Genomic DNA, 24,973 nt, shown 5'->3' with positions numbered 1-24,973 from the left:
GTACTCGCTGCATACCGGTTTTAAAGCCATCCTTCGTTGAGCATGCCCGCGCCGACCAGAATGGACGGGCCACGTAATTCGCTGTCGTCATCCCCGACCGTCACCGTGATCCGCCCGCCGGGGACGTCGACGATGATGGTCCCCGTGGTGCGGCCGAGCGAGCGCAACGCGGCCGCAGCGGCGGCGACAGTTCCCGTGCCACAACTGCGCGTCTCGCCGACCCCGCGCTCGTGCACTCGCATGAGTACCTCGGCGGTGACACCCTCGACCGTCGACGGCACCGGCGGCGTGATCAGCTCGATGTTGACGCCGGCCGGAAAGACTCCGCTGTCGAAAGTGATCGGCGCGGTGAGATCGACGTCATCGAGGTCCGCCGCGCTCAGACCTTCGACAACGCAGGCCAGATGCGGATTGCCCACGTCGACCGCGACCCCTGCAACGGTGCGGCCGCCGATGGTCGCCTTGCTGTCCGAACCGAACACGACCTTGCCCATCGACACACTGACCTCCGCGTGTGTTCCGTTGCGCTCGTGCACCACCACCGGGCGCGCACCGGCACGTGATCCGACGACGAAAGCGCTGCCGGCGACCAGGTCGTGGGCCGCGAGGTAGTGGGCGAACACCCGAACCCCGTTGCCGCACATCTCCGCGATCGAACCGTCCCCGTTGCGGTAGTCCATGAACCAGTCGTTGTCGGAGATGCCGTCCGGCACCGCCTCGAGCACACCGGCGTCGCGAAGCGCTCCTGCGGTGGCGACCCGCAACACTCCATCGGCACCGATCCCGCGATGCCGATCACACAGCGCGGAAACGAACTCCGGGGTCAGGTCCAGCGCCACACCGGGATCGGGCAGCAGCACGAAGTCGTTCTGCGTGCCATGGCCCTTCACGAAATCGACATGCGCCGCCGCTCCGCTGCGCTCCGTCTCCGTCTCCGACATCTCACCCACAATACGCGCTCTACCGGCCACTACCCGCCGCCACGACCCGCAGCCAGCAATGCCTGACCGACCACGTCGGGAGCCGACGCGTCGAGCCACCGCACCCTCGGGTCCCGACGAAACCACGAGCGCTGCCTGCGGACGTACCTGCGGGTTCCGATGAACGTCAGTTCTTCCGCTCGTGCGAGGTCGTACTCCCCGTCGAGTGCTGCGATCGTCTGCGCGTACCCGATCGCCCGGGCAGCGGTCACCCCTTCGCGCAACCCGACGTCGAGCAAGGCCCGGACCTCGTCCACCAGACCTCCGGAAAACATGGCCGATGTCCTGCGTGCAATCCGCTCGTCGAGATCGGCCGTGTCCCGGTCGAGCGCGATGATTGTTGTGTCCCAACGAGGTTCGCCGATCACCGGAGCTGAAGCAGCGAAGGGCCTACCCGTGATCTCGACCACCTCGAGCGCTCGGACGATCCTGCGGCCATCGGTGTCGAGGATGTGCTGCGCGGCCTCGCGGTCCACCTCGGCGAGGCGTCCGTGCAACGCTGCGGGACCGAGCTGCGCGAGTTGCTCCTCGTAGCGGGCCCTGATCTCGGGATCCGTCGCCGGGAAGTGCCAGTCGTCGAGCAACGCCTGGATGTACATCATCGATCCGCCGACGATCACCGGCGTCCGACCGGCGGCGAGGATGCTCTCGACATCGGCGCGCGCCGCCTGCTGATAGCGGGCAACGGTCGCCGTCTCGGTCACCCCGAGCACGTCTATCTGGTGGTGTCGGACCCCACGCCGCTCGGCGACCGGCATCTTGGCCGTCCCGATGTCCATACCGCGGTACTGCTGCATCGCGTCCACGTTCACGATCTCGCCGCCGAGAGCGCTCGCCAGCTCGAGCGCCAGGTCCGACTTACCACTGGCCGTGGGTCCGATGACAGCGATCGGCGTCACCACCGCACGTCCCAACGGGCGACCACATAGCCCACGCCGAACGGCGCAGCGGCGCTGAGCAAGCTGCCGTCCACCGCGGCACCGTCCACGCCGGCACCTGCGAGCGCGCCGACCACCAGCTGCCAGACCGCGCGACCGGAGACCCCGAGCTGCGCACACTTTTCTTCGGCGAGGGCCCCGAGCGCGTGGAGATCAGCAGAACCCAATGCGGCGTCGATCACCGTCTGCAACGCTGCCGCTTCCGCCTGCTCGCCTCCCGGAGCTTTCGCCCCCAGAGTGTTCGCACCGTCGGCGACCACCAGCAGCCCGATCGGTTCATCCGTTGCCGCCAACGCGTGTCCCAGCACCCGACCGAGCTCGGCGCTGTCGGCGGCCGACGTCTCGGCATCGACCAGGGTCACCGCCAATTGTGGCCGCGGTTCGACCGCACCGGCCAGCCAGCCGGCCAGCAGGACCGAGGTCGGCATCAACGCGTCGGGGTCGCCGGGCGTGCGCGGATCGATCTCGACCTCGAGATCGGCGCCGAAACCCACGAAGGTGCCGCGCGCCGCGACCGGCACGGCCGGATCGCCGATACCGACGACCACCCAGCGACGCGCCCGCTCGGCCAATTGATCACAAACCGCATGTGCAGCATCACGAATGGGAACGATCTCCGGAACGCCGGGACCGGACAGCTCGGGCACCAAAACCGGTGCGGCGGGGACGAATGCAGCGGCGACCAACACTTGCGCCACGGTAGCCGACTCTCCGCTCCGATACCGCGCCGCACGATCCGAGCCACCTCATTGTCGATGAGTGTCCACGCCTACGGCCGTGACCTGCTTCAATGAGAGAGGCGATGGGCGCCACACCGGCGTCAGCGCCGGCAGACGAACGCAACTGGCAGCCGTGTCGCGCGGCAGGACAAGGAAGAACATGACCGAGCACACCCCTGAACCTGCCGCAGACGCCACCCCGGTACCCGGCCCCAGGCCGGGACCACGGCCCGGCCCCCGACCCGGACCACGTCCGGGCCAGCACGCTCCGCCCAAGGTGCATGCCCCCGCAGACGTCGTCAGGCCCGCCTCCGACCCGTCCGAGTTCGGCCGAATCGACGACGACGGCGCGGTGTGGCTCAAGAACTCCGAAGGCGAACACCAGATCGCGTCCTGGCAGGCAGGTACCGCCGCCGAGGGCCTCGCTCACTTCGGCCGCCGGTTCGACGATCTCGTCGTCGAGGTGGAACTGCTCGAGGAACGACTCGAGGCCGGCACCGGAGACCCGCGCAAGACGAAGATCGCAGCGGCCGCGTTGGTGGAGTCTCTCCCGACCGCCGCCGTGATCGGCAACGTGGACGCGGTCGCAGCACGCCTGCAGACGATCATCGACGGCGCCGACGGCGCGGCCGAGAAGGTCAAACACGATCGCGACGAGGCACGCACCGCAGCCATCGCGAGGAAAGAGGAGCTGGCCGCCGAGGCCGAGGAGATCGGCTCGGAGTCGACCCAGTGGAAGGTCGCGGGCGACCGCATGCGGGTGATCCTCGAAGAGTGGAAGACCATCAAGGGCGTCGACCGCAAGACCGACGATCAGCTCTGGAAGCGATACTCGAAAGCGCGGGACACCTTCAACCGCAGGCGCGGCGCGCACTTCGCCGAGATGGATCGCGAACGCGCGGGGGCACGTTCGCGCAAGGAAGAGCTCATCGCCGAGGCCGAGGCGCTGTCGGCGTCAACCGAATGGGCCGACACCGCAGCCAAGTTCCGTGACCTCCTCACCCAGTGGAAGGCTGCCGGCCGCGCCCCCCGCGACCAGGACGACGCACTGTGGGCCCGTTTCAAGGCGGCCCAGGACGTCTTCTTCGGAGCCCGGAACGCCGCATCCTCTGAGCGGGACGCCGAGTTCGAGACAAACGCCAAGGCGAAGGCCGAGTTGTTGACCCGGGCCGAGAAGTCGATCGATCCCGCGGCCGATCTGGACGCCGCACGTCGCGAGTTCCGGTTGATCCGCGATCAGTGGGACGAGATCGGCAAGGTCCCCCGCGAACAGATGCACTCATTGGAGGCTCGCATCAAGGCGGTCGAGAAGCGGATCCGCGATGCCGAGTCAGCACAGTGGCAGCGCACCGATCCCGAGGTCAAGGCACGCGCGCAGCAGTTCGCCGACCGGGTCTCCCAGCTCGAAGATCAGGCCGCCAAGGCCGAGGCGAACGGCAAGGCCAAGGACGCGCGCAAACTACGCGAGCAGGCCGAGCAGTGGCGTGAGTGGGCTCGTGCGGCCGAGGGCGCGATCAGCGACTGAGCAGATCTCTCAGCTCTCGGTATCGGGATCGGCAGGCCGTGGCGTGCGTCGTCGCTGCAGGGCGAGAGCTCGTTGTTCCTCGGCAGCAGCCTCCTCGCGGCGTTGGGCCTCGAGGGTGAGTTGATAGCTGGTGCGGGTCCACACGACTCGCGACCAGTGGAAAACGATCACGAACATTGCGATCCAGCCGACCACGAGTCCGACGCCGACGCCGCTCGGCGGTGCATAACCCGAGACCCCGGGTGTGTTGCGCGACCACCAGGCGAGCATCCCGGCGACGCAGGACACCGCGCTGCCGCACAGGGCAACCCAGGCGAAGAACCAACGGCGGGTGATCAGGGCCAGGGCAGAGAACCCGACACCGAACACCAACTGCAGCCAGACGAAGATTCGGGAGGTGATGGTGACGTTTTCGGCGGCGGCTTCCGAGTTGAACGTCAGGACATCGATGCCTGTGACCGAACCGGTGTGGGGCAGTACGAACGAGAGCAGCACCGCGAGCACCGCCACGGCGACAACGACTGCACGGGCACCCGGATCGATCTCGCCGGCCACTTTTCGTTCGGCCTTGCGAAGATCACCCTTGAAGTCCTCAAAAGCTGGAAACTGTCCGCTATCTGGTTCGGCCATCACATCTCACATCCTGAGTCGCATGCGGATTCGACCGGTGCGCTCGTCGGTTTTCCGATTGTCGGCAGTCCCAGACCCACACCGATCGGTGGAGTCTGCGGTGTGGTGCCTGCGGCATGCGCATCCCCGGCCCGAGTGCGCCGGTGCGCGGTGATCCCGTCATCGGCCAGCAGGTAGTGCGGCGCGGCACCGGTGACCACCGCGTTCACGAGGTCGCCCGGCCGGATGCCCTCACCAGCAGTTGCGAAATGCACGAGTCGACCATCGCGGGCACGGCCGGTCATCCGGCCCTGGTCCTTGCGACCGTCGGCCGTCACGAGAACCTCGACCAGCGTACCGATCAGGTTCTGGTTCTCTTCGAGGCAAATCCGGTCCTGGAGCTCCGTCAAACGCATGTATCGCTCGGACACAACAGCTTTGGGAACCTGGTCGGCCATCTCCGCTGCCGGCGTACCTGGCCGCGGCGAATACTGAAAGGTGTAGGCGCTGGTGAATCTGGCCTTGGCGACAACGTCGAGAGTGTCCTGGAAATCTGCTTCGGTCTCGCCGGGGAACCCCACGATGATGTCGGTCGTGATGGACGCATGCGGCATTGCGGCGCGGACGCGATCGATGATCCCGAGGAACTTCGTGCTGCGATAACTGCGGCGCATGGCCTTGAGGACCCGGTCTGAACCCGACTGCAACGGCATGTGCAATTGCGGACAGACATTCGGTGTCTGCGCCATCGCCTCGATCACGTCATCGGTGAACTCAGCCGGATGAGGGGACGTGAACCTCACGCGCTCGAGCCCCTCGATCTCTCCACACGCCCGCAGCAGGGCTGCGAAGGCACCTCGATCGCGGCCGAGGTCGGGGTCTGAGAAGGACATGCCGTACGCGTTGACGTTCTGTCCGAGCAGCGTGACCTCCCCGACACCCTCATTCACCAGGGCTTGCACCTCGGCCAGCACATCGCCGGGACGACGGTCGACCTCCTTGCCGCGCAGGGCGGGGACGATGCAGAACGTGCAGGTGTTGTTGCAACCGACCGAGATGGACACCCACCCCGAATACGCCGACTCGCGTTTGGCGGGCAGCGTCGAGGGAAACGCCTCCAGTGCGTCGAGAATCTCGACCTGCGCCTGCTCGTTGTGCCGTGCCCGTTCGAGCAGCACCGGCAACGAGCCGAGGTTGTGGGTACCGAAGACGACGTCGACCCAGGGAGCCTTCTTCACCACCGTCGCGCGATCTTTCTGCGCCAGGCAGCCGCCGACCGCGATCTGCATTCCGGGCCGCCGTTCCTTGACCGGAGCAAGATGCGAGAGGTTTCCGTACAGCTTGTTGTCGGCGTTCTCGCGCACCGCACATGTGTTGAAGACCACGAGGTCGGGCTCGGTACCGTCCTCGGCACGCACATAGCCCGCCTCTTCGAGCAGGCCCGAGATGCGCTCGGAATCGTGGACATTCATCTGACAGCCATAGGTGGTGACCTGGTAAGAACGCCCTATGGTCAGCGGACTGTCGGCTACCGGACTTGTCAACGAGATTGTCACCCGATCCAGGGTACTTGCCCGGCCCGACCAGGCGAAATGGACGCGGCGACCTGCGTTTTAGACGGTCTTCCGGACGAGTGGCGCTCCGCCGGATGTCGGGTGTTGCGCTCACGGCCCGGTCGTCGACCCAATAAGGTCGTTATCCATGACAACATCTCGGGACTCCTCGGGCGCGCAGCATCCGGTCGGCAAGGTACCGGCGGGCGGCGGCAGCCAGACGATGATCAGCATGACGAACGTACAGAAGCATTTCGGCGACCTGCACGTGCTCAAAGATGTCGACCTCGAGGTGCCGGCAGGGCAAGTTGTGGTGATCCTGGGCCCCTCGGGTTCAGGAAAGTCCACGCTCTGCCGGACCATCAACCGGCTCGAACCGATCGACAGCGGTGAGATCCGCATCGACGGCAACATCCTCCCGGCAGAAGGCAAGACGCTTGCGGCGTTGCGCGCCGACGTCGGCATGGTGTTCCAGTCCTTCAATCTCTTCGCCCACAAGACGATCCTGCAGAACGTAACCCTCGCTCCCATCAAAGTCCGCGGCAAGAGCAAGGCCGATGCGGAGAAGCGCGGTATGGAATTGCTCGAACGTGTAGGGATCGCCAGTCAGCGCGACAAGTATCCGGCCCAGTTGTCGGGCGGTCAGCAGCAGCGGGTGGCGATCGCACGGTCGCTGGCGATGGAACCCAAGGTCATGCTGTTCGACGAACCCACCTCGGCACTCGACCCTGAGATGGTGAACGAGGTCCTCGACGTGATGGTCTCACTCGCCAAAGAGGGCATGACGATGCTCGTGGTGACCCACGAGATGGGCTTTGCCAGGAAGGCTGCCGACCGGGTCATCTTCATGGCCGACGGTGCGATCGTCGAGGACGACGAACCGGAAACCTTCTTCACCAACCCCAAATCCGAACGCGCGCGCGACTTTCTCGGCAAGATCCTGGGCCACTGAGGACTGTGATGAACCGACTAGAACGCACGAACACACCCATGCCCGTCAATTCACAGAAGACACGACGCCTGACCTCGATTCTCGGTCTCGCGCTCGCTGCCGTACTCATCGCGGGCGGGCTCGCCGCCTGCGGCAACACCAACCCGCGAAACCTGCTCGAGTCCATCGAGGCGGGCTCGGTGATCGCAGGCACGAAGTTCGATCAGCCCGGTCTCGGTCTCCGTCACCCCGACAAGGACTTCACCGGCTTCGACGTTGCGGTATCCGAGTACGTGATCAACAACATCGCCGAGACCAACGGATGGGACAAACCAGACATCACGTGGCGAGAAACCCCGTCGGCCCAGCGGGAAACCCTGATCGCCAACGGTGAGGTCGACATGATCGCGGCCACCTACTCCATCAACGCGGCGCGATCGGAAAAGGTGGCGTTCGCGGGGCCGTACCTCATCAACTATCAGGGTCTTCTCGTCCGCGAGGACGACGACAGCATCGCGGTGCTGACCGACCTGAACAACGGCAAGAAGCTGTGTTCGGTCACCGGCTCGACGTCTGCACAGAACGTCAAGAACCAGCTGCCGAACATCCAGCTCCAGGAGTACGACTCGTACTCGTCGTGCGTCGAGGCATTGCGCCGCGGGAAGGTCGATGCGCTGACCACCGACGAGGCGATCCTTGCCGGTTTCTCGGACTTCTACCCCGACGAGTTCAAGCTCGTCGACATGACCTATCCCGACGATGCCTGCGTGACGTCGAGCGGTAAGAAATCGCTGAAGAAGGCCGGAACACCGTTCTCGACCGAGCGATACGGCATCGGTATGGCCAAGGAATATCCGGAGGCTGTCGAGGCCGCCAACAAGGCACTCGTCAACATGATGACGCCGCCGCCCGGTGGCGGCCCGTCCGCATGGGAGACCGCGTTGCGCGACAACATCGGTAACACGCAGGTCGACTCCATGATCGAGCGGTCAGAGGGGCCTGATTCGACATACACCTTCACCCCTGAGCCGGGGAATCTCGAATTCCTCACGTCGAAGTCGACCCCCTGCCCGGAGGGACTGTCATGAACGAACTCTGGACAGACATCGGCCCTGGCTTGTGGCCGGCGTACTGGGTCACGATCAAACTGACGTTCTTCTCCGCCGTCGGATCGCTCCTCTGGGGCACGGTGCTGGCGGGAATGCGCGTATCACCCGTACCCGTCATGCGGTTCTTCGGCACCTGGTACGTCAACATCGTCCGCAACACCCCGCTGACCCTGATCATCATCTTCTGCTCGGTGGGCCTGTATCAGAATCTCGGGTTGGCGCTTGCTCCCGAGAACGAGAACTTCATCGACAACAACAACTTCTGGCTCGCGGTGCTCGGCTTCACGCTCTACACGTCGACATTCGTGTGTGAGACGTTGCGGTCCGGGTTCAACACGGTCCCCCTCGGGCAAGCCGAAGCGGCCAGATCCCTGGGCCTGCCGTTCAGCAAGGTCTTCGCTCTCATCGTGTTGCCGCAGGCGATCCGGTCGGTGATAGGTCCGATGGGCAGCGTGTTGATCGCCTTGACCAAGAACACCACCATCGCCTCGGCGATCGGTGTCGCCGAGGCGTCGCTGCTGATGAAGGAACAGATCGAGAATCACGCCGACCAGGTGATCTGGATCTTCGCCATCATCGCCGCGGGCTTCATGGTGCTGACCCTCACCGAGGGCTTCGTGTTCGGTTATCTCGCAAAGCGATTGGCGGTCAAACGATGAGCAGCTCAACTGTTCTGTACGACGCACCCGGACCAAAGGCGCGTAAGCGCAATCTCGTGATCGCAGTGATCTTCGGCGCGATCGTGCTTGCCATCGCCGTCTACGTGCTGGTGGCACTGGGCAACAACGGGCAGCTGACCGCCGAGAAGTGGGACCCCTTCATCCAGCTGGACACGTGGACGACATATCTGCTGCCCGGTCTCTGGGGAACGATCAAAGCGGCCGTGCTATCCATCGTCTTCGCCCTGGTGCTGGGCGCGATCCTCGGTATCGGCCGGTTGTCGGATCATCGGGCGATCCGGATCCTCAGTGGAGGAACCGTGGAGTTCTTTCGCGCGATCCCGGTGCTGATCCTGATGATCTTCGCCTATTACCTGTTCGCCGAGTATGCGGTCTTCCCGGCCGAACAACTCGCGTTCGCGGCAGTGGTCACCGGACTCACCCTCTACAACGGGTCGGTGATCGCGGAGATCCTTCGTTCCGGCATCAACTCTCTGCCCTCGGGCCAACTCGAGGCCGCCAACTCGCTGGGCATGCGAAAGTCGCAGACCATGCGGTTGGTGCTGCTGCCGCAATCGATCACAGCAATGCTCCCGGCGTTGATCTCGCAGATGGTCATCGCGCTCAAGGACAGTGCGCTCGGGTACGCCATCGGCTACATCGAGGTCGTGCGATCGGGCATTCAGTCCGCATCGTTCTACGGCAACTACCTGCCGGCACTGGTCGTGGTCGCCGTGATCATGATCGCGCTGAACTTCGGGCTCTCGTCCCTCGCAACGGTTGTCGAGCGTCGGGTGCGAGAAGGCAAGCGCAAGGGCACCGTCGGCGACGTCACGATCACCGACGACGCCATCACCGCCGACCGGTGACACGGCCAGGTCGACCGGCTGCGTCAGTCGCGCAGCCGGTCGATCTCGGTCTTGACCAGGCCCAACGCCAATGAGGGCGAGTATCCGCGGCGCACCAGCATCGAGACCAGTCGCCGGGTGTGCCTATCCCGATCGACGCGCTCGACGAGGTCCTCCGCGGTCAGGCGATGCGTCTTACGGCGCAGCAACTCTGCGGCGCGGTCATGTTCGGCATCGTCGTCGACCTGACTCAGGGCATCTTCGATGATCACCTGATCAACGCCCTTGTTCCTCAACTCATGACGCAGCGCCGTCCGGCCCTTGCCACTGTGCAGGTGTCGCGATCGTACCCACTGCTGGGCGAAATCGTTGTCGTCGAGCAGTTGTTGCCGCTCCAGGCGCTCCATCACCGAGTCGATCTCCTCGGCGGGGAAATCTTTGTCCTGCAAACGCTTCAACAACTCGGATCGGCTTCTCCCTCGCACCCCGAGCAATCGAAGCGCTGCGTCATACGCAGACGCCGAGGTCGAGCCGAAGCCAGAACCGGGGTCTCGCCCTCGGTTCGGGACGGTCTCTCGGGATGCTGCACCCGAGTCCTCAGATGCACTGCGGGAGAGGATCTCCGCGGTCGCATTCCGCAACTTCGCGGCGCTCACACGGGGATCCTCTCCCCCAGGGTTGTTCACGATCTCGTGCGTCCTTCTAGAACTCGATGTGTTGCTAGAACTCGACCGGGGCGGGTGCGACCTCGTCATCAGCGGTCAGCACAGCTCCGATACCGAGCTTTTCCTTGATCTTCTTCTCGACCTCGTCGCGGATCTCGGTGTTCTCCAACAGGAACTTACGAGCATTCTCCTTGCCCTGACCCAGCTGCTCACCTTCGTAGGTGAACCAGGAACCCGACTTGCGAATGAAGCCGTGGAGCACGCCCATGTCAATGAGCGAGCCTTCTTTGCTGATGCCCTGGCCGTACAGAATGTCGAACTCCGCCTGCTTGAACGGTGGCGCGACCTTGTTCTTGACCACCTTTACGCGGGTGCGGTTGCCCACTGCCTCCGTGCCGTCCTTGAGGGTCTCGATCCGACGCACATCGAGTCGCACCGAGGCATAGAACTTGAGCGCCTTACCTCCGGTGGTCGTCTCCGGCGAACCGAACATCACACCGATCTTCTCGCGAAGCTGGTTGATGAAGATCGCCGTGGTGCCGGTGTTGCTCATGGCACCGGTCATCTTTCGCAGCGCCTGGCTCATGAGACGGGCCTGCAGACCGACGTGGCTGTCGCCCATCTCGCCCTCGATCTCCGCACGAGGGACCAGCGCGGCCACCGAGTCGATGACCAGGATGTCCAGCGCGCCTGAGCGGATCAGCATGTCGGCGATCTCGAGTGCCTGCTCACCGGTGTCAGGCTGCGACACCAGCAGCGCGTCGGTGTCGACGCCCAGCTTCTGCGCGTAGTCAGGGTCCAGCGCGTGCTCCGCGTCGATGAAGGCGGCGATACCGCCGGCGGCCTGGGCATTGGCAACCGCGTGCAGCGCCACCGTGGTCTTACCGGAGGACTCCGGACCGTAGATCTCGACCACGCGGCCACGTGGCAGACCACCGATTCCGAGCGCGACATCCAGCGCGATCGAACCGGTGGGGATGGTGGCGATCGGCTGGCGAGCGTTCTCGCCGAGACGCATCACCGACCCCTTGCCATAGTTCTTGTCGATCTGAGCCAAGGCCAGATCGAGGGCCTTTTCGCGGTCTGGTTGAGCTGCCATGGTTACCCCTAGTGGTGGTTGGGCCGAGTTGTCGGCGGTGGTGCCGCCGGTCTGGCGGGATCGGGCTCGTTTTCGCGTATTCGGCGTCTCTTTGCGCACTGACGTCACGCTAGAGGAGCCCTCTGACAATTCACTTGTCCGGCGAATCCCCGGTCTCGACATTTCTCATCGCCGCTTCTATCTGCCACCCACTGTAGGCGAACGCGTGTTCGAGTCAAAGCCATATGGTGATGACACGCCGACAAAGATCGGAAGGACTACCAGCGGCTGCGGGGAACATCGAAGTCGCGGCAGAGTGCGACCCATACGTCCCTGGGATCGACCCCCGACTCGAGGGCTTGCGCTGCCGTCCGACCACCGAGATCGGTCAGCACGTGGTCGACGAGTAGCGAATCCGCGGTGGTGGCGCCGAACTCGGAGCTGATGAGTTCGGCGAATTCGGTCAGTCGCACGCCACCGAGAGTAGCGAAGCACCCGGGCCGCCCGCCGCGCGGGCACAGACCGCGACGGGATCGACGGTGTCGGCGGCGCTGCTGCCCGCGCTCCGGGCCGACTCGGCAAACGATGTGCTGTCCAACACCTTTCGGCACGAAGCACTCAACTCCCGCGCGGTCACCGGACGTACCACCTCGGCACAGCCCCATCGGCGGGCTCGCTGGGCGAGTTCCCATTGGTCACCACCGCCGGGGACGAGCACCTGGGGAACCCCGGCGATCAGCGACTTGGCCAGCATCCCGTGTCCGCCGCCGCAGATCACCAGCGCGGCCTGGGCCAGCAACAGGTCCTGTCGGCCGTGTCCGGCGATCGCCCACGACGGCAGGTCGCTCACCGTGGGCGCGAGGCCGGAGACCACTGCGCGCACCGGCCTGCCCAACAGGTCCGGGGCAAGCGCCTCCAGAGCCGTCTCGGCAAGCCCGGCCGCACCCGTGGTGGCGGTGGACGGAGCAATGACCACCAGGGGCGCATCGCCCGGCGGTGGGGTGAACACCACGTCGGTGGGCTCCCACAGCAACGGACCTACGATCTCGGCCTCGCCCGGCCAGTCCGGTCTGGGGACCTCCAGGGCCGGCAGCGTGGCGATCAGCCGCGCCGCAGGTACCTGTTCGCGTGCAGGCAGGCCGATCTCACGACGAGCGGATTGTCGTTGTCGTCGACCGACGGCAATCGACCTGTCGGTGGCGGCCCGCAGCAAGGTGTCCCGCAGTCGTCCTCTGACACCGGTCCCTGCTGCCAGACCACTGCCGATGGGCGGCAACGCGCGCGACGGGCTGTAGAGCGGATGAGGCGACAACTCCACCCATGGGATACGCAGGGTCTCGGCGGCCCAGCCGCCGCACACGGTGATGACATCGCACACCACGAGATCAGGAGGATCGCGGCGAAGCAACGGGACGAGCAACTCGCACATACGGGCGGCGCGGACGCCGAGTTTGGCGCCCGCGTCCGAATCGTCGTCATCGCGATCGGCACCCAGGCCCGGGAGTTCTCTCACCTGTAGGCCGCGTGCCGCCGCCGTCTCGATCCAGCCCGAACCCGTGTAGACAACCGGATCAAAACCCTTGTCCTGCAACAGCTCCGCCAACGCCAGCACCGGCAGAGCGTGCCCCGCGTCGGAGCCTGCCACGAGTGCGACCCGCAGCGGGCCGGCATGAGAACGGGTCAACTACAGGCCGGAACGCGTGGATTGCTTGTCCGAACTGGCCCACTTGACCACGGACACGATGCCGAGGATGACGAGGCCGATCACCAGGATGTAGAGCAACCCCTTGACCAGCGCCATGATCAGGCCGAAGGCCAACCACACCACCAGAACTGCCAGCAATACTTTCCACCACATGATGCTTCTCCTCATTCCGGTGTTCGTCTCCGGTGACCACAACGGTGCCAGGGGTATGGCCCGGTGTCACGGAAAAGCAGCCAAGATGGGTGGAAGTTCAGGGACTACCCCGAGAGCCACCGATCGGTCGACCGATCGACCGCACTCAGTTCGCTTGCGGCTTCTCGATGTTGGGCCCCAGAGCGGCGGCCGGATCGGTCGCCGGCGTGGCGCTCGACTCCCCCGCCGGCAAGGACTCGCCTGCCATCGAGGCCCGGATCTGTTCGAGCCGGGAGTGGCCTGCCATCTGCACGCTGGCCTGCTGAACCTCCATCATCCGACCCTGGACCGAATTGCGGGACAGCTCAGCCGATCCGAGAGCGTTGGCGTACCGGCGCTCGATCTTGTCGCGCACCTGCTCGAGGTTCGGGGTGTTGCCGGGAGCCGAGAGTTCACTCATCTGGTTGAGCGACGCCGACACCTGCTCCTGCATCTTCGCCTGTTCCAGTTGGCTCAGCAGCTTGGTGCGCTCAGAGAGCTTCTGCTGAAGCTGCATCGAATTCTGCTCGACGGCGCGTTTGGCCTGTTCGGCGGCCTGCAACGACTGGTCGTGCAGATTCTTCAAATCCTCGACACTCTGTTCTGCGGTCACCAACTGAGCAGCGAAAGCCTCGGCCGCGTTGGTGTATTCGGTCGCCTTCGCGGTGTCGCCCGCAGTGGCGGACTTGTCTGCAAGGGTCAGCGCTTGTCGGGTGTTCGCCTGCAGACGCTCGATGTCCTCGAGTTGCCGGTTGAGCTTCATCTCGAGCTGGCGCTGATTACCGATGACCGCAGCCGCCTGCTGCGACAGCGCCTGATGCTGACGCTGCGCATCCTCTATTGCCTGCTGAATCTGAATCTTGGGGTCGGCATTCTCGTCGATCTTGGCGTTGCCGAACGCCATCAAGTATCTCCACGCCTTCACGAATGGGTTAGCCATTGCCCTGCCTTGTCTTGAAGTCCGTTTCCGAGCAGTTCGATGTCTAATCTATCGTCTGGCCCGAGCTTAAACAGCAGAGGCCGCGACACGGGCTCGCGAGCCACTGATCAAGCTGCCGCGAGCGCAGATGCCGGGGCGGGGATGACCACCTTGGTTTCCGTGGCGATGTTCGCGTGCCCGCCCTGCGGCGCCGCGTGCTCGGGATCGGTACGCAAGGTGTCTCGCACATCGAGCAGCACGTCCGCGATCTCGACAGCCAGAGCATCGCAGATGGCCGCGAGCAGTTCGCTCGATGCTTCCTTTTGGCCGCGTTCGACCTCCGACAGGTACCCGAGACTGACCCGGGCGCTCGTCGAGACCTCGCGCAGCGTCCGACCCTGATCCATGCGGACCCGCCGCAGGCTGCCACCGAGCGCTTCCCGCAAAAGCAGTGCCATATGAGTCCTCCTCAACACGTCAGTCTGTCCAACGCCACACGGCTCGATTCCGTTCCCGGAACTCGGTGAGAGAGTGCGCCGAGCACGCACCCTGCCGGTCGAGGGTTCAGCGATCGACCGTGTGAACGAGACTAGACGAATATCTTATCGATCGCCGGACAGCGACATGCGCTCCGACGCCGGTGGGTCGATCGAACGTCACCGGTGCCTGCGCCCGTCGATCTGCCGGGCTGCGGCCGCATCCCGGCGTCGCTGTGCCCTCTTTGCGAAGGCCTGCCAGACGTAGTCGAAGCCGGTGATCACCGTCGCGACGAGCGCGGCCGCCATGAAGATCACCGCGAGCCAGTGCAGCAACCCGGGCAACGGCAGGATGTACAGCCCGATCGCGACGGCCTGCAGAAGGGTCTTGAGCTTGCCGCCGCGACTCGCCGGGATCACGCCGTGGCGCAGCACCCAGAACCTCAGGACGGTGATGCCGAGTTCGCGAGCGAGGATCACGCCCGTCACCCACCACGGGAGCTCGCCGAGAACCGACAGGCCGATCAACGCCGACCCGATCAAGGCCTTGTCCGCGATCGGGTCCGCCAGCTTCCCGAAATCGGTGATCAATCCGCGCTGTCGCGCTATCCGGCCGTCATAGTGATCGGTGACCGCCGCGAGAGCGAATATCCCCCAGGCCAGCGTCCGCCACCACGGGTTGTCGCCATCATCGACGAACAGGACCACGACGAAGACCGGCACCAGCACGATGCGGAACATCGTGAGGATGTTCGCGAGATTGAGGACCGGGACATCGGTGCTGACCGGGTCCGAGATGGGGTCGGCTTCGGGGTCGTTGACCTCGCGCCGCAAACGATCAGCCATGGGCAACACCTGGTTCCGGTGATTCGCGTTGCCCAATACCCACACGCACAGGATAGGCGGCGGCCCTCGCGGTCACCGGCAGGGGTACGCGGCGCTCGTATTACTGTTCATCCATGGCATCTGACGAGCGCTCCACACACCAGGCTGCCGCCGCACCCGCAACCGCGGTGACAGTACGACGCGCCCGCACCTCCGACGTACCGCGCATCAAAGAACTCATCGACCAGTACGCGGGCCGGATCCTGTTGGAGAAGAACCTCGTCACCCTCTACGAAGCAGTTCAGGAGTTCTGGGTCGCCGAGTTCGACGGCACTGTCGTCGGATGTGGTGCACTGCACGTGCTGTGGGCCGACCTCGGCGAGGTGCGCACGGTGGCTGTGGACAAGGCGCACGCCGGACACGGGGTGGGACACAAGCTCGTTGCCCGGTTGATGGAGATGGCCCGCGAACTGCAGTTGAGCCGGGTCTTCGTCCTGACCTTCGAGACCAGGTTCTTCGCCAAACACGGTTTCACCGAGATCGCGGGCACCCCGGTCACCTCGGAGGTCTACGAGGAGATGTGCCGTTCGTACGATGCCGGCGTCGCCGAGTTCCTCGACCTCAGCTACGTCAAACCGAACACCCTGGGCAACACCAGGATGATCGCAAGCCTGTAGATCAGCACAACGAAAGTGGAACCTTGTCGACTTATCTCGTCACCTATACGTTCTCGCCCGGCACCGCATCGGTCCGCGACGAAACTCGCGCCACCCATCGAACCTGGCTGAAAGCGCTATTGGACGATGGTGTGCTGAAGGCGTCCGGCCCCTATACCGACGGGTCGGGCGCGCTGTTGATCTTCAACGCGCCCGACGTCGATTCGCTGTCCACGATCCTCGCCGGCGATCCCTACGTTCCGGTCGCTGCGATTGATGCAACGACCATCACCGAGTGGACACCGGTGTTCGGACCCGTCACCGACTGAACTCTTGGTTAGGGGCTGAGCTCGGTCTTGTCCGGCTTGCGGGCGTCGGATCTCGACTTCAGCAAGCTCGCGATCGTGGTGATCACCAGCGTGCCGACGATCACGGACAACGACAACGGAGTCGAGATCTCGGGCACCTTCACGTGTTCGCCACCGTTGATGAAGCCCAGCGTGTTCTCGTGCAGGGCGTGCAGGACGAGTTTGATACCGATGAACCCGAGGATGAACGACAAGCCGAAGGAGAGGTAGACCAGCTTGTCGAGCAGACCGCCCAGCAGGAAGTACAGCTGTCGTAGACCCATCAGGGCGAACGCATTGGCGGTGAACACGATGTAGGGCTCGGAGGTCAGACCGTAGATCGCCGGAATGGAGTCGAGCGCGAACAGGACGTCCGTGAAGCCGATGACGATGAGCACCATCAGCATCGGGGTGGCCAGGCGCTTGCCGTTCTCTTTCGTGAACAACTTGTCGCCGTCGTAGTTGTCCGACGTGCGAAGCACCTTCTTGACGAACCGCTGGATGGTGCTCTCGCGCTCTTCTTCGGCCTCTTCCTCGTGGCCGGACTCGCGGACGAGCTTGATCGCGGTGTAGATCAGGAATGCACCGAACAGGTAGAAGACCCAGGAGTATGCGTTGATGGCCGCCGCGCCCACGGCGATGAACGCACCGCGCATGACCAGCGCCATCACAATACCGAGGAGCAGCACCTTCTGTTGGTACTCACGAGGCACCGCGAACTTCGCCATGATGATGACGAACACGAACAGGTTGTCCACCGAGAGGGCTTTCTCGGTGACGAAGCCTGCGTAATACTCGGTGCCCGACGTCGAACCCCACTTCCACCACACGAACCCACCGAAGATGAGTGCGACTGTGATGTAGAAAGCCGACCAGAACCCCGATTCCTTGATCGAGGGGGCGTGCGGGACGCGCACGTGGGCGAAGAAGTCGAAGATGAACAAGCCCAGGATCACCAGGATGGTGATGATCCACACGGTCGATGACACGTGCACAGTCGCAGCCTCCAAGCAGCAGTTCCAGTCAAACAGTAAAGATGACTTTACCGAACGTTCGAGGAGATCTCGATGAGTGAGAGCAAAACCTCCGCCTGGTTGCTCCTGCACGGAGTGCCGCTCACACCTGAGGTTTGGGCGCCTCTAGTGCAGCTATTGCCCGTAGCGATCGCTGCAGACGCAGTCACGCCAACCCTGACGGCCACCGAGAGTTCACCTGATGTTCAGGCGAGACTGGCCGGTGACCTGGTAGCACAACACTGTCAGGATGCGCGCCGCCTGCACGTGGTCGGACACTCGTTCGGTGGTCAGGTCGCGCTCGAGTTCGCTCTGCAGGCCCCCGCTTCCGTGGCATCACTGACGCTCTTGTGTACCCGCGACACCCCGTTCCCGGCCTTCGCTCAACTGGCCGAGACGGTGCGGAAGTCGCCCCTCGATCCTTCGCAGTCGCTACAGCGCTGGTTCAACGCCGCCGAGATCGAAGCGAACGGGCCTGCGGTGCGGTACGCCCGGACCACGCTCCAGCACGCCGATCGCACGCAGTGGGCGGCAGCCCTGGCTGCCATCTCGCGTTTCGATTGCTCTGACCGCACCGGCCAGATCACCGCGCCGACCACGGTGATCGCGGCCGATCGCGACCCCGTCTCGAGTGTTGCCGCGATGGGTGAGATGGCGGACCGAATCGACGGCGCCCGGATGTCGGTGTTGGCCGGCGCCGGACACATGTCGCCGTTCAGTGACCCAGAACGTCTGGCGGACCTTCTCATCGCCTCAGCGCGTCGCGCATGACGCTCAGTCGTCCGGATCGCCGTCGGTGTCGGAGCCGCCACCGTTGATCGAAGCGATGACGCCTGCCAGGTCCTCCGGCTTCACGAGCACATCGCGCGCCTTCGATCCCTCCGACGGCCCGACCACCCCCCGGGTCTCCATCAGGTCCATCAGGCGGCCTGCCTTGGCAAAGCCGACCCGGAGCTTGCGCTGAAGCATCGATGTCGAGCCGAACTGACTGGTCACCACGAGTTCGATCGCCTGCAGCAGATCGTCGAGGTCGTTGCCGATGTCGGAGTCGATGTCCTTCTTGTCCGACACCTTCTTGTCCGACACCTTCTTGGCGGTCACACCTTCGGTGTAATCGGGTTCGCTCTGGTCCTTGGCGAAGTCGACGACTGCCTGGATCTCCTCGTCGGTGATGAACGCGCCCTGCATGCGGACCGGCTTGCTCGCGCCCATGGGCAGGAACAAGCCATCACCCATACCGATCAGCTTTTCCGCGCCGGGCTGATCGAGGATGACCCTGGAGTCGGTGAGCGAGGACGTCGCGAACGCCAGACGCGAGGGGACGTTGGTCTTGATCAGACCGGTCACCACATCGACCGAGGGTCGCTGCGTTGCCAGCACGAGGTGGATACCCGCGGCGCGGGCCTTCTGGGTGATTCGGACGATCGCGTCCTCGACGTCACGCGGAGCGGTCATCATCAGGTCGGCGAGCTCGTCGACGATCGCAAGGATGTACGGGTACGGCTTGTAGACCCGCTCAGAACCGAGCGGGGTCGTGATCTCGCCTGAACGCACCTTCGCGTTGAAGTCGTCGATGTGGCGGACCCGCGATGACTTCATGTCCTGGTAGCGCTGTTCCATCTCCTCGACCAGCCACGCCAGCGCAGCGGCAGCCTTCTTGGGCTGGGTGATGATGGGCGTGATGAGGTGCGGAATGCCCTCGTACGGAGTCAGTTCCACCATCTTCGGGTCGATGAGGATCATCCTGACCTCATCAGGGGTAGCGCGGGTCAGCAGGGACACCAGCATCGAGTTGACGAAGCTGGACTTACCCGAGCCGGTGGAACCGGCGACGAGCAAGTGCGGCATCTTGGCGAGGTTCGCGGTGACGAAGTCGCCCTCGATGTCCTTACCGAGACCGATGACCAGCGGATGCTTGTCCTTCCGGGTCGAACTCGCGGTTAGTACGTCCGCGAGGCGGACCATCTCACGGTCGCTGTTCGGCACCTCGATACCCACAGCGGACTTGCCGGGGATCGGGGCGAGCAATCGCACGTTGTCGGTGGCGGCGGCGTAGGAGATGTTGCGCTGCAACGCAGTGATCTTCTCGACCTTCACACCGGGTCCGAGTTCGACCTCGTACCGGGTCACGGTCGGACCACGCGTGAAACCGGTGACGGCGGCATCGATCTTGAACTGCTCGAGGACGGCCGAGATCCGATCGATCATCTCGTCGTTGGCCGCGCTGCCCAACTTCGGCGGATCACCGTCGATCAGCAGACTCGCCGGAGGCAGTTTGTAGTCGCCCTCGACTGCGCGATCAACGACCAGTGCGTCGTGGTCGCCGCCGAGGTCGTCGTCGTCGTCTTCGACCGGGGCGGGCTTGGGCGTCGGCTTGGGCACCGGCCGCTTGCGCACCGGCTTTGCTCCGGCGGGTGGCGTGGTGATGGCGGCCGTCACCGCGGAAGGACTGCCGTCGTCGTCGATGATCGGTTCGGTCAAGGCTTCTGAAGCGGTCACCGCACTCGCCTGACGGCGCCGTGGCGGTCTGCGCAACGCCTCTGATCCGGCAGCTGTCGGGTTCTCGTCGGGCGGATAGTTGTCGTAGGGATCGCCGAAGGCGGTGTCTGCGTAACCGCCGTCGACATCCTCATCGTCGTCGGGTTCTTCGTCGTCCCATTCACGATCGACACCGATTCCGAGGTAGGAACCGACCACCGCCGTGAGTTCGCGAACAGTGAGACCCGACAGCAGCAACAACCCGAAAGCCATGCACAGCAGCAGGATCGGGACGGACAGCCAGGCGGTGAGACCGTCTGTGAGCGGGCCGCCCACCGCGAAACCGATGAAGCCCCCTGCACCCTGCCTGCCGTCGAGGTCGTTCGGCATGCCCGAGAAGATGTGAAACAGACCGGGCAGCGGCAACCCGATCAGCAGCGCCGCACCGATGAAGCGTCCGCGGCCGCGCGGGTTCGGTGCATGCCGCATCAGCAGGAAGCCGATCACGATCAAGACGACCGGAACCAACGCGGCAACAGATCCGAGTACCGCGCGGGTGGCGGAGTCGACGAAGGCACCGACCGGACCGCCGGCGTCGAACCAGATCGCGGCGATCATCACGATCGCGGCTGCGATCAGTACCAGGGCGATCCCATCTCTGCCCTGGGTGTGCCCGGGCCCATGGTCGCCGTCGGGTCGCGCGTCCCAGTTGCCGCCGAAGTCGCCGGCAGCCTCGTCCCAGCCGTCGTCGGTGTCGTACATGCGCTCGTCGTAGTCCGGGTCGCCTCCTCGCGAACCGACCCGGGCGACCGAACCGACACCCTTCGCGAGCATTCCCCAGCCTGCCCCGACCCCGCTACCGACGGCCTTGGCGACCGATCGGCGCTCGCGGACCGGGCGTGCCGGGGTCGCTGCGGTCTTCTTCGTCGCAGCTCGCGTCGACGGAGATTTTTTCGCCCCCGCCTTCTTCACGCTGGACTTCTTTGCTGCGCTCTTCTTCGGTCCGGTGGCCGGTGAGGCCTTCTTCGGAGCCGCCTTACGCGGCGCAGCCTTCTTGGCGCCGGCCTTGGTTGCCTGCGCAGAACTTCGAGCCGACGCGCCAGAACGACGGGCGGTGGACTTGGTTGCCATGGCTGACAGCCTAGTCGGCAACAGTCACACCTACCTCATCTACAACACGCGTATCGCGGGCCGTGTCAGATTCGTGACCGGAGTAGCCCCGAGTTCTACTCGGCTGACCTGCAAGGTTCGGTCAAAAGCCGCGCTTGGCCGCCTTGACCGCGGCGATCGCATCCACGTCGCCGGAAAAATCGAGGACGGTCTTCGATCGTCCGAAGGCGAACAGCAGCAGTTCGAGAGGTTCACCGGTGACTCGAACGATGGGTCCGCGACCCCCGACACCGATCTGTTCGCCTGCCGGGGTCACCAGTTCGACCGTCGCGGGCGACTTCGCGATCGCCCGCTTGCCCATGGCCTTCAGAGGACCGAGTACCGCCTTCGTGCTCGCGGCATCCAGTGTCCGGGGCTCCCACTCGGCGCCACCGCGGCGAACGTCTTCGTGATGGACGAACATCTCGGTGACGTTCACGAATCGATCGACCAGCTTCAGCGGGGAGAACAGCGGCGGACCCGCGGCGAACTTGGTGACCATCGCATCCCAGTCCCCCGCCGCGACCTCGTTCTGGACTTTCTCCGTGTGCCCGGCGAACGCCGAGATCAGAATGCCGGGCGACGCGTCCAGTCGGTATTCCCGCACGATCATGTGTGCGGTGAGGTCGCGTGCCGTCCAGCCGTCACACAGAGTGGGCGCATCGGGGCCAACCGCTCGCAGGGTGGTCGCGAGCGCGGCGCGTTCATCTTGGGCAATGGTCATGTGAACACCCTAGTTGCCAGACAGCTAGTTGTCGGATCCCTCGCGGACCGTGAGCACGGTGGGGATGATCATCGGGCGACGACGGTACTTGTCGGCAACCCAGCGACCGACTATCCGGCGAATCGTCTGTGCAATTCGATGGGTGTCGGTCACCCGCTCGGTCGCCATCTGGGTCAACGCCTGTTCCACCAGGTCTGCAGCTTCTTTCAGCGCTGTCGGATCGTCGGAGAAGCCGCGACCTGACACCTCTGGAGGACTGATGGCCCTGCCCGTCGTCGCGTCGATGACAATCGCAATAGCGATGAACCCGCCCTCACCGAGCACGAGCCGCTCGGACAGGGTCGACTCCCCCACGTCGCCGACCGACAGTCCGTCGACGTAGACGTAACCGACCGGTACCCGGCCGGTGATACGGGCCTTCCCGTCGACGAGGTCGACGACGACCCCGTCCTCGGCCAATACGACTGCGTCGGCCGGCACACCGGTCGCCTCCGCCAGTGCGGCATTCGCGCGCAGATGACGCCATTCACCGTGCACGGGCATGACATTCGAGGGACGCACCGCGTTGTAGAGATACAGCAGTTCGCCCGCCGAGGCGTGACCCGACACGTGGACCTTCGCGCTCTGCTGGGTGACGACGGTGGCCCCGCGACGAGCCAGCCCGTTGACGACGGCGAAAACGGAGTTCTCGTTACCGGGGATGAGTGAAGACGCCAGGACCACGAGATCGTCGGCACGGATGTTGATCTGGCGATGCTCACCACGCGCCATCCTGGAGAGGGCGGACAGCGGCTCGCCCTGCGACCCGGTCGAGATCAGGACCACCTTGTGGTCCGGCAGACTGGCTGCGGTATCGAGGTCGACCACCACCCCGTCGGGAACTCGCAGGTACCCGAGTTCTTGCGCGATCTGCATGTTGCGGACCATCGACCGGCCCACGAACGTGACCCGCCTGCCATGGGTGTGCGCGACATCGACGACCTGCTGGATGCGGTGGACGTGGCTGGCGAAGGATGCGACGATCACGCGCTGTTTTGCCTTGCCGATGACCTGATCGAGAACCCCACCGATCTGGCGTTCAGGCATGACGAACCCGGGGACCTCGGCATTGGTCGAGTCGACGAGGAACAGGTCCACGCCCTCGTCACCGAGTCGCGAGAAACCGGCGAGGTCGGTGAGCCTGCCGTCGAGCGGCAGCTGGTCGAGCTTGATGTCACCGGTGTGCAGCACCACGCCCGCGCCGGTGCGGATGGCCACCGCGAGCGCGTCGGGGATCGAATGGTTGACCGCGAAGTACTCACAGTCGAACGGACCGTGAGTCGAATGCTCGCCTTCGGTGACCTCGATCAGCTTCGGACGCAGACGATGCTCTTTACACTTCGCCGCCAGTAGCGCCAGCGTGAACTTGGAGCCGATCACCGGTATCTGCTGACGAAGCCGCAGCAGGAACGGGACCGCTCCGATGTGGTCTTCGTGGCCGTGGGTCAGGACGATCGCCTCGACGTCGTCGATGCGATCTTCGATGTACCGGAAGTCGGGCAGGATCAGGTCGACGCCGGGTTGGGCATCTTCGGGGAACAGGACCCCGCAGTCGACGATGAGCAGACGTCCGTCGTACTCGAAAACTGTCATGTTCCGGCCGATTTCGCCGATGCCACCGAGCGCCACGATCCGCATCCCGCCCTTGGGCAGCTTCGGCGGGACTCCGAGCCGGTCGGTTCCTTCGACCACCTTCGGTTCGTTGCGTTTCTGCGGGGCAGACTTGCCACCCTTGCGGTCGCGCGACGTCCGTTTGGCAGCGGCAGGTTTCGCAGCGCGTGGCGCTTTCGCTGCCTGCTGTTCGACGACGGGTTCAGCGATTGGCGGGGCGACGGGTTCCACCGTCGCCGGCGGCGCAGCGTTCACCGGGGGCGGGTCCGACGGCGGTCCGGCTTGCCGGACGACCCTGCCGCGCCTACGTCCGCCACCGTCCGCCGTGGTCATGAAAGCACCTTGGCTGCACGCAGATCTGCGATCAGCGATTCGATCTGGGGGCCACTGGCCGGCACCTGCGGGAGCCGGGGATCACCAACATCCATCCCGACGATTCGGAGCGCCGCCTTGACCATGGTGACACCACCGAGGCGGCCCATCGCGTTGACGAGCGGGATCATCGAGACATTCAATTCGCGGGCGCGCACCAGATCTCCTTTGTTGACGGCTTCGAGCATGTCGCGCAACCGATCCGGAACCAGGTGTCCGATGACGCTGACAAATCCCGCAGCCCCGATCGACAGCCAGGGCAGGTTCAGTGCGTCTTCACCGGACAGGTACTGCAGTCCGGTGTCCGTCATGAGTGACGCGGCCGAGTTCAGATCACCCTTGGCGTCTTTCACGCCAACGATGTTCGGGTGGCGCGACAACTCGAGCAATGTGCGATGTTCGATGGGAACCACCGAGCGCGGCGGGATGTCGTAGAGCAGGACCGGGAGGTCGGTGGCATCGGCGACGGCGGTGAAATGGGCGAGCAGCCCCGTCTGCGGCGGCCTGGAGTAGTACGGCGTCACCACCAGCAACCCGTGCGCGCCGAGCGCAGCGGACTCCTTGGCGAACCAGACACTCTCCCGGGTGTCGTAACTGCCCGCGCCTTGCACGATTCGCGCTCTGTCACCGACGGTGTCGAGCACCACACGCAGCAGATCGAGCTTCTCGGCCGGTGTGGTCGTCGGGGACTCGCCGGTGGTTCCGGAGACGACGAGTCCGTCGCACCCGCCGGACACCAACTTGTCTGCGAGCTCCGCGGCTCGGTCGAGGTCAAGCTTTCCGTCAACGGTGAACGGCGTCACCATGGCAACACTGACTGTCCCGAAAGGGAAGCTCTGTGGTTGCATCTCACCGGTGGTCATGGTCGGTAAGG

General features: G+C 64.7%; 26 protein-coding genes. 8 read left to right on the top strand and 18 right to left on the bottom strand.

All coding sequences use genetic code 11. The features are described from left to right. Positions 1-20: 20 nt before the first annotated feature. From dapF to BFL43_RS26675, 3 genes are read right to left on the bottom strand one after another with little or no spacing between them, the layout of a single operon-like run. A complete protein-coding gene (gene dapF / locus BFL43_RS26685) occupies positions 21-941 on the bottom strand; it encodes a diaminopimelate epimerase (RefSeq protein WP_084896847.1) in 921 nt (306 codons plus the stop codon). Between the two features lie 29 nt (positions 942-970). Then, a complete protein-coding gene (gene miaA, locus BFL43_RS26680) occupies positions 971-1,882 on the bottom strand; it encodes a tRNA (adenosine(37)-N6)-dimethylallyltransferase MiaA (RefSeq protein WP_084896358.1) in 912 nt (303 codons plus the stop codon). Continuing rightward, on the bottom strand, positions 1,876-2,616 hold the full coding sequence (locus tag BFL43_RS26675; protein ID WP_143695577.1) for a hypothetical protein: 741 nt from the start codon (positions 2,614-2,616) through the stop codon (positions 1,876-1,878). Before BFL43_RS26675 ends, miaA begins: the two co-directional genes overlap by 7 nt. 181 nt (positions 2,617-2,797) lie before the next feature. Here BFL43_RS26675 and BFL43_RS26670 point away from each other — a divergent pair, with 181 nt between their 5' ends. Then, entirely contained in the window at positions 2,798-4,162 is a 1,365-nt protein-coding gene (locus tag BFL43_RS26670) for a DUF349 domain-containing protein (RefSeq protein ID WP_084896354.1), read from the top strand. A 9-nt stretch (positions 4,163-4,171) separates the two neighbouring features. Here the strand turns inward: BFL43_RS26670 and BFL43_RS26665 are convergent, their stop codons facing one another. Then, complete coding sequence (locus BFL43_RS26665) at positions 4,172-4,792, bottom strand: hypothetical protein (RefSeq protein WP_084896352.1); 621 nt, start codon at positions 4,790-4,792, stop codon at positions 4,172-4,174. After that, positions 4,792-6,327: a tRNA (N6-isopentenyl adenosine(37)-C2)-methylthiotransferase MiaB gene (gene miaB, locus BFL43_RS26660; protein WP_084896350.1), complete on the bottom strand. Its 1,536-nt coding sequence runs from the start codon at positions 6,325-6,327 to the stop codon at positions 4,792-4,794. Before miaB ends, BFL43_RS26665 begins: the two co-directional genes overlap by 1 nt. 220 nt (positions 6,328-6,547) lie before the next feature. On the opposite strand from miaB, the gene gluA reads away from it, so the two are divergent. From gluA to BFL43_RS26640, 4 genes are read left to right on the top strand one after another with little or no spacing between them, the layout of a single operon-like run. Then, positions 6,548-7,276, top strand: a complete 729-nt coding sequence (gluA, locus tag BFL43_RS26655) for a glutamate ABC transporter ATP-binding protein GluA (RefSeq protein WP_084896845.1) — start codon at positions 6,548-6,550, stop codon at positions 7,274-7,276. Between the two features lie 38 nt (positions 7,277-7,314). Beyond that, positions 7,315-8,343: a glutamate ABC transporter substrate-binding protein gene (locus BFL43_RS26650; protein WP_143695576.1), complete on the top strand. Its 1,029-nt coding sequence runs from the start codon at positions 7,315-7,317 to the stop codon at positions 8,341-8,343. Further along, positions 8,340-9,023, top strand: coding sequence for an amino acid ABC transporter permease (locus BFL43_RS26645; RefSeq protein WP_084896346.1), 684 nt, complete (start codon positions 8,340-8,342; stop codon positions 9,021-9,023). Before BFL43_RS26650 ends, BFL43_RS26645 begins: the two co-directional genes overlap by 4 nt. Next, positions 9,020-9,892 (top strand): amino acid ABC transporter permease, encoded by an 873-nt coding sequence (locus BFL43_RS26640; RefSeq protein ID WP_084896344.1) that lies wholly within the window; start codon positions 9,020-9,022, stop codon positions 9,890-9,892. Before BFL43_RS26645 ends, BFL43_RS26640 begins: the two co-directional genes overlap by 4 nt. 23 nt (positions 9,893-9,915) lie before the next feature. Here BFL43_RS26640 and BFL43_RS26635 read toward each other — a convergent pair whose 3' ends face one another. The 8 genes from BFL43_RS26635 to pgsA all read right to left on the bottom strand — a co-directional run bounded on the left by BFL43_RS26635 (position 9,916) and on the right by pgsA (position 15,731). Beyond that, on the bottom strand, positions 9,916-10,527 hold the full coding sequence (locus BFL43_RS26635; RefSeq protein ID WP_240498511.1) for a regulatory protein RecX: 612 nt from the start codon (positions 10,525-10,527) through the stop codon (positions 9,916-9,918). A 64-nt stretch (positions 10,528-10,591) separates the two neighbouring features. Beyond that, complete coding sequence (gene recA, locus BFL43_RS26630) at positions 10,592-11,635, bottom strand: recombinase RecA (protein WP_084838531.1); 1,044 nt, start codon at positions 11,633-11,635, stop codon at positions 10,592-10,594. A gap of 257 nt (positions 11,636-11,892) precedes the next feature. Continuing rightward, on the bottom strand, positions 11,893-12,087 hold the full coding sequence (locus BFL43_RS26625) for a DUF3046 domain-containing protein (protein WP_084896340.1): 195 nt from the start codon (positions 12,085-12,087) through the stop codon (positions 11,893-11,895). Beyond that, positions 12,078-13,274, bottom strand: a complete 1,197-nt coding sequence (locus BFL43_RS26620) for a nucleotide disphospho-sugar-binding domain-containing protein (RefSeq protein WP_084896843.1) — start codon at positions 13,272-13,274, stop codon at positions 12,078-12,080. The genes BFL43_RS26625 and BFL43_RS26620 overlap by 10 nt, the downstream gene beginning before the upstream one ends. A 24-nt stretch (positions 13,275-13,298) precedes the next feature. Continuing rightward, positions 13,299-13,472, bottom strand: coding sequence for a hypothetical protein (locus tag BFL43_RS29095; protein WP_168176739.1), 174 nt, complete (start codon positions 13,470-13,472; stop codon positions 13,299-13,301). A gap of 145 nt (positions 13,473-13,617) precedes the next feature. Then, entirely contained in the window at positions 13,618-14,430 is an 813-nt protein-coding gene (locus tag BFL43_RS26615) for a PspA/IM30 family protein (protein WP_084896338.1), read from the bottom strand. Positions 14,431-14,537: 107 nt separating this feature from the next. Continuing rightward, the gene (locus BFL43_RS26610; RefSeq protein WP_084896336.1) at positions 14,538-14,867 is read right to left on the bottom strand and encodes a helix-turn-helix transcriptional regulator; all 330 of its coding nucleotides are present in this window, start codon (positions 14,865-14,867) and stop codon (positions 14,538-14,540) included. A gap of 198 nt (positions 14,868-15,065) precedes the next feature. Beyond that, positions 15,066-15,731 (bottom strand): CDP-diacylglycerol--glycerol-3-phosphate 3-phosphatidyltransferase, encoded by a 666-nt coding sequence (gene pgsA / locus BFL43_RS26605; RefSeq protein ID WP_084896334.1) that lies wholly within the window; start codon positions 15,729-15,731, stop codon positions 15,066-15,068. 113 nt (positions 15,732-15,844) lie between these two features. On the opposite strand from pgsA, the gene BFL43_RS26600 reads away from it, so the two are divergent. Beyond that, complete coding sequence (locus tag BFL43_RS26600; protein WP_084896332.1) at positions 15,845-16,387, top strand: amino-acid N-acetyltransferase; 543 nt, start codon at positions 15,845-15,847, stop codon at positions 16,385-16,387. A gap of 23 nt (positions 16,388-16,410) precedes the next feature. Beyond that, the gene (locus BFL43_RS26595; RefSeq protein WP_084896330.1) at positions 16,411-16,695 is read left to right on the top strand and encodes a YciI family protein; all 285 of its coding nucleotides are present in this window, start codon (positions 16,411-16,413) and stop codon (positions 16,693-16,695) included. An 8-nt stretch (positions 16,696-16,703) separates the two neighbouring features. Here the strand turns inward: BFL43_RS26595 and BFL43_RS26590 are convergent, their stop codons facing one another. Then, entirely contained in the window at positions 16,704-17,708 is a 1,005-nt protein-coding gene (locus BFL43_RS26590) for a TerC family protein (protein ID WP_084896841.1), read from the bottom strand. Positions 17,709-17,780: 72 nt separating this feature from the next. On the opposite strand from BFL43_RS26590, the gene BFL43_RS26585 reads away from it, so the two are divergent. Continuing rightward, positions 17,781-18,497 carry an alpha/beta hydrolase gene (locus BFL43_RS26585; protein WP_084896328.1) on the top strand — a complete coding sequence of 239 codons (717 nt, stop codon included), beginning with the start codon at positions 17,781-17,783 and terminating at the stop codon, positions 18,495-18,497. Between the two features lie 3 nt (positions 18,498-18,500). On the opposite strand, the gene BFL43_RS26580 is transcribed toward BFL43_RS26585, so the two are convergent. From BFL43_RS26580 to dapA, 4 genes are all read right to left on the bottom strand, one after another. Further along, on the bottom strand, positions 18,501-21,335 hold the full coding sequence (locus BFL43_RS26580; RefSeq protein ID WP_168176738.1) for a DNA translocase FtsK: 2,835 nt from the start codon (positions 21,333-21,335) through the stop codon (positions 18,501-18,503). Positions 21,336-21,456: 121 nt separating this feature from the next. Continuing rightward, a complete protein-coding gene (locus BFL43_RS26575; protein WP_084896326.1) occupies positions 21,457-22,077 on the bottom strand; it encodes a TIGR03085 family metal-binding protein in 621 nt (206 codons plus the stop codon). Positions 22,078-22,101: 24 nt separating this feature from the next. Then, a complete protein-coding gene (locus BFL43_RS26570; protein WP_084896324.1) occupies positions 22,102-24,060 on the bottom strand; it encodes a ribonuclease J in 1,959 nt (652 codons plus the stop codon). After that, on the bottom strand, positions 24,057-24,962 hold the full coding sequence (gene dapA / locus BFL43_RS26565; protein WP_084896322.1) for a 4-hydroxy-tetrahydrodipicolinate synthase: 906 nt from the start codon (positions 24,960-24,962) through the stop codon (positions 24,057-24,059). The genes BFL43_RS26570 and dapA overlap by 4 nt, the downstream gene beginning before the upstream one ends. Positions 24,963-24,973 lie beyond the last annotated feature (11 nt).

Origin of the sequence: Williamsia sp. 1135, assembly GCF_002095395.1 — a bacterium.
Taxonomy (GTDB): domain Bacteria; phylum Actinomycetota; class Actinomycetes; order Mycobacteriales; family Mycobacteriaceae; genus Williamsia.
This window is presented reverse-complemented; position numbering and strand designations above follow the sequence as displayed.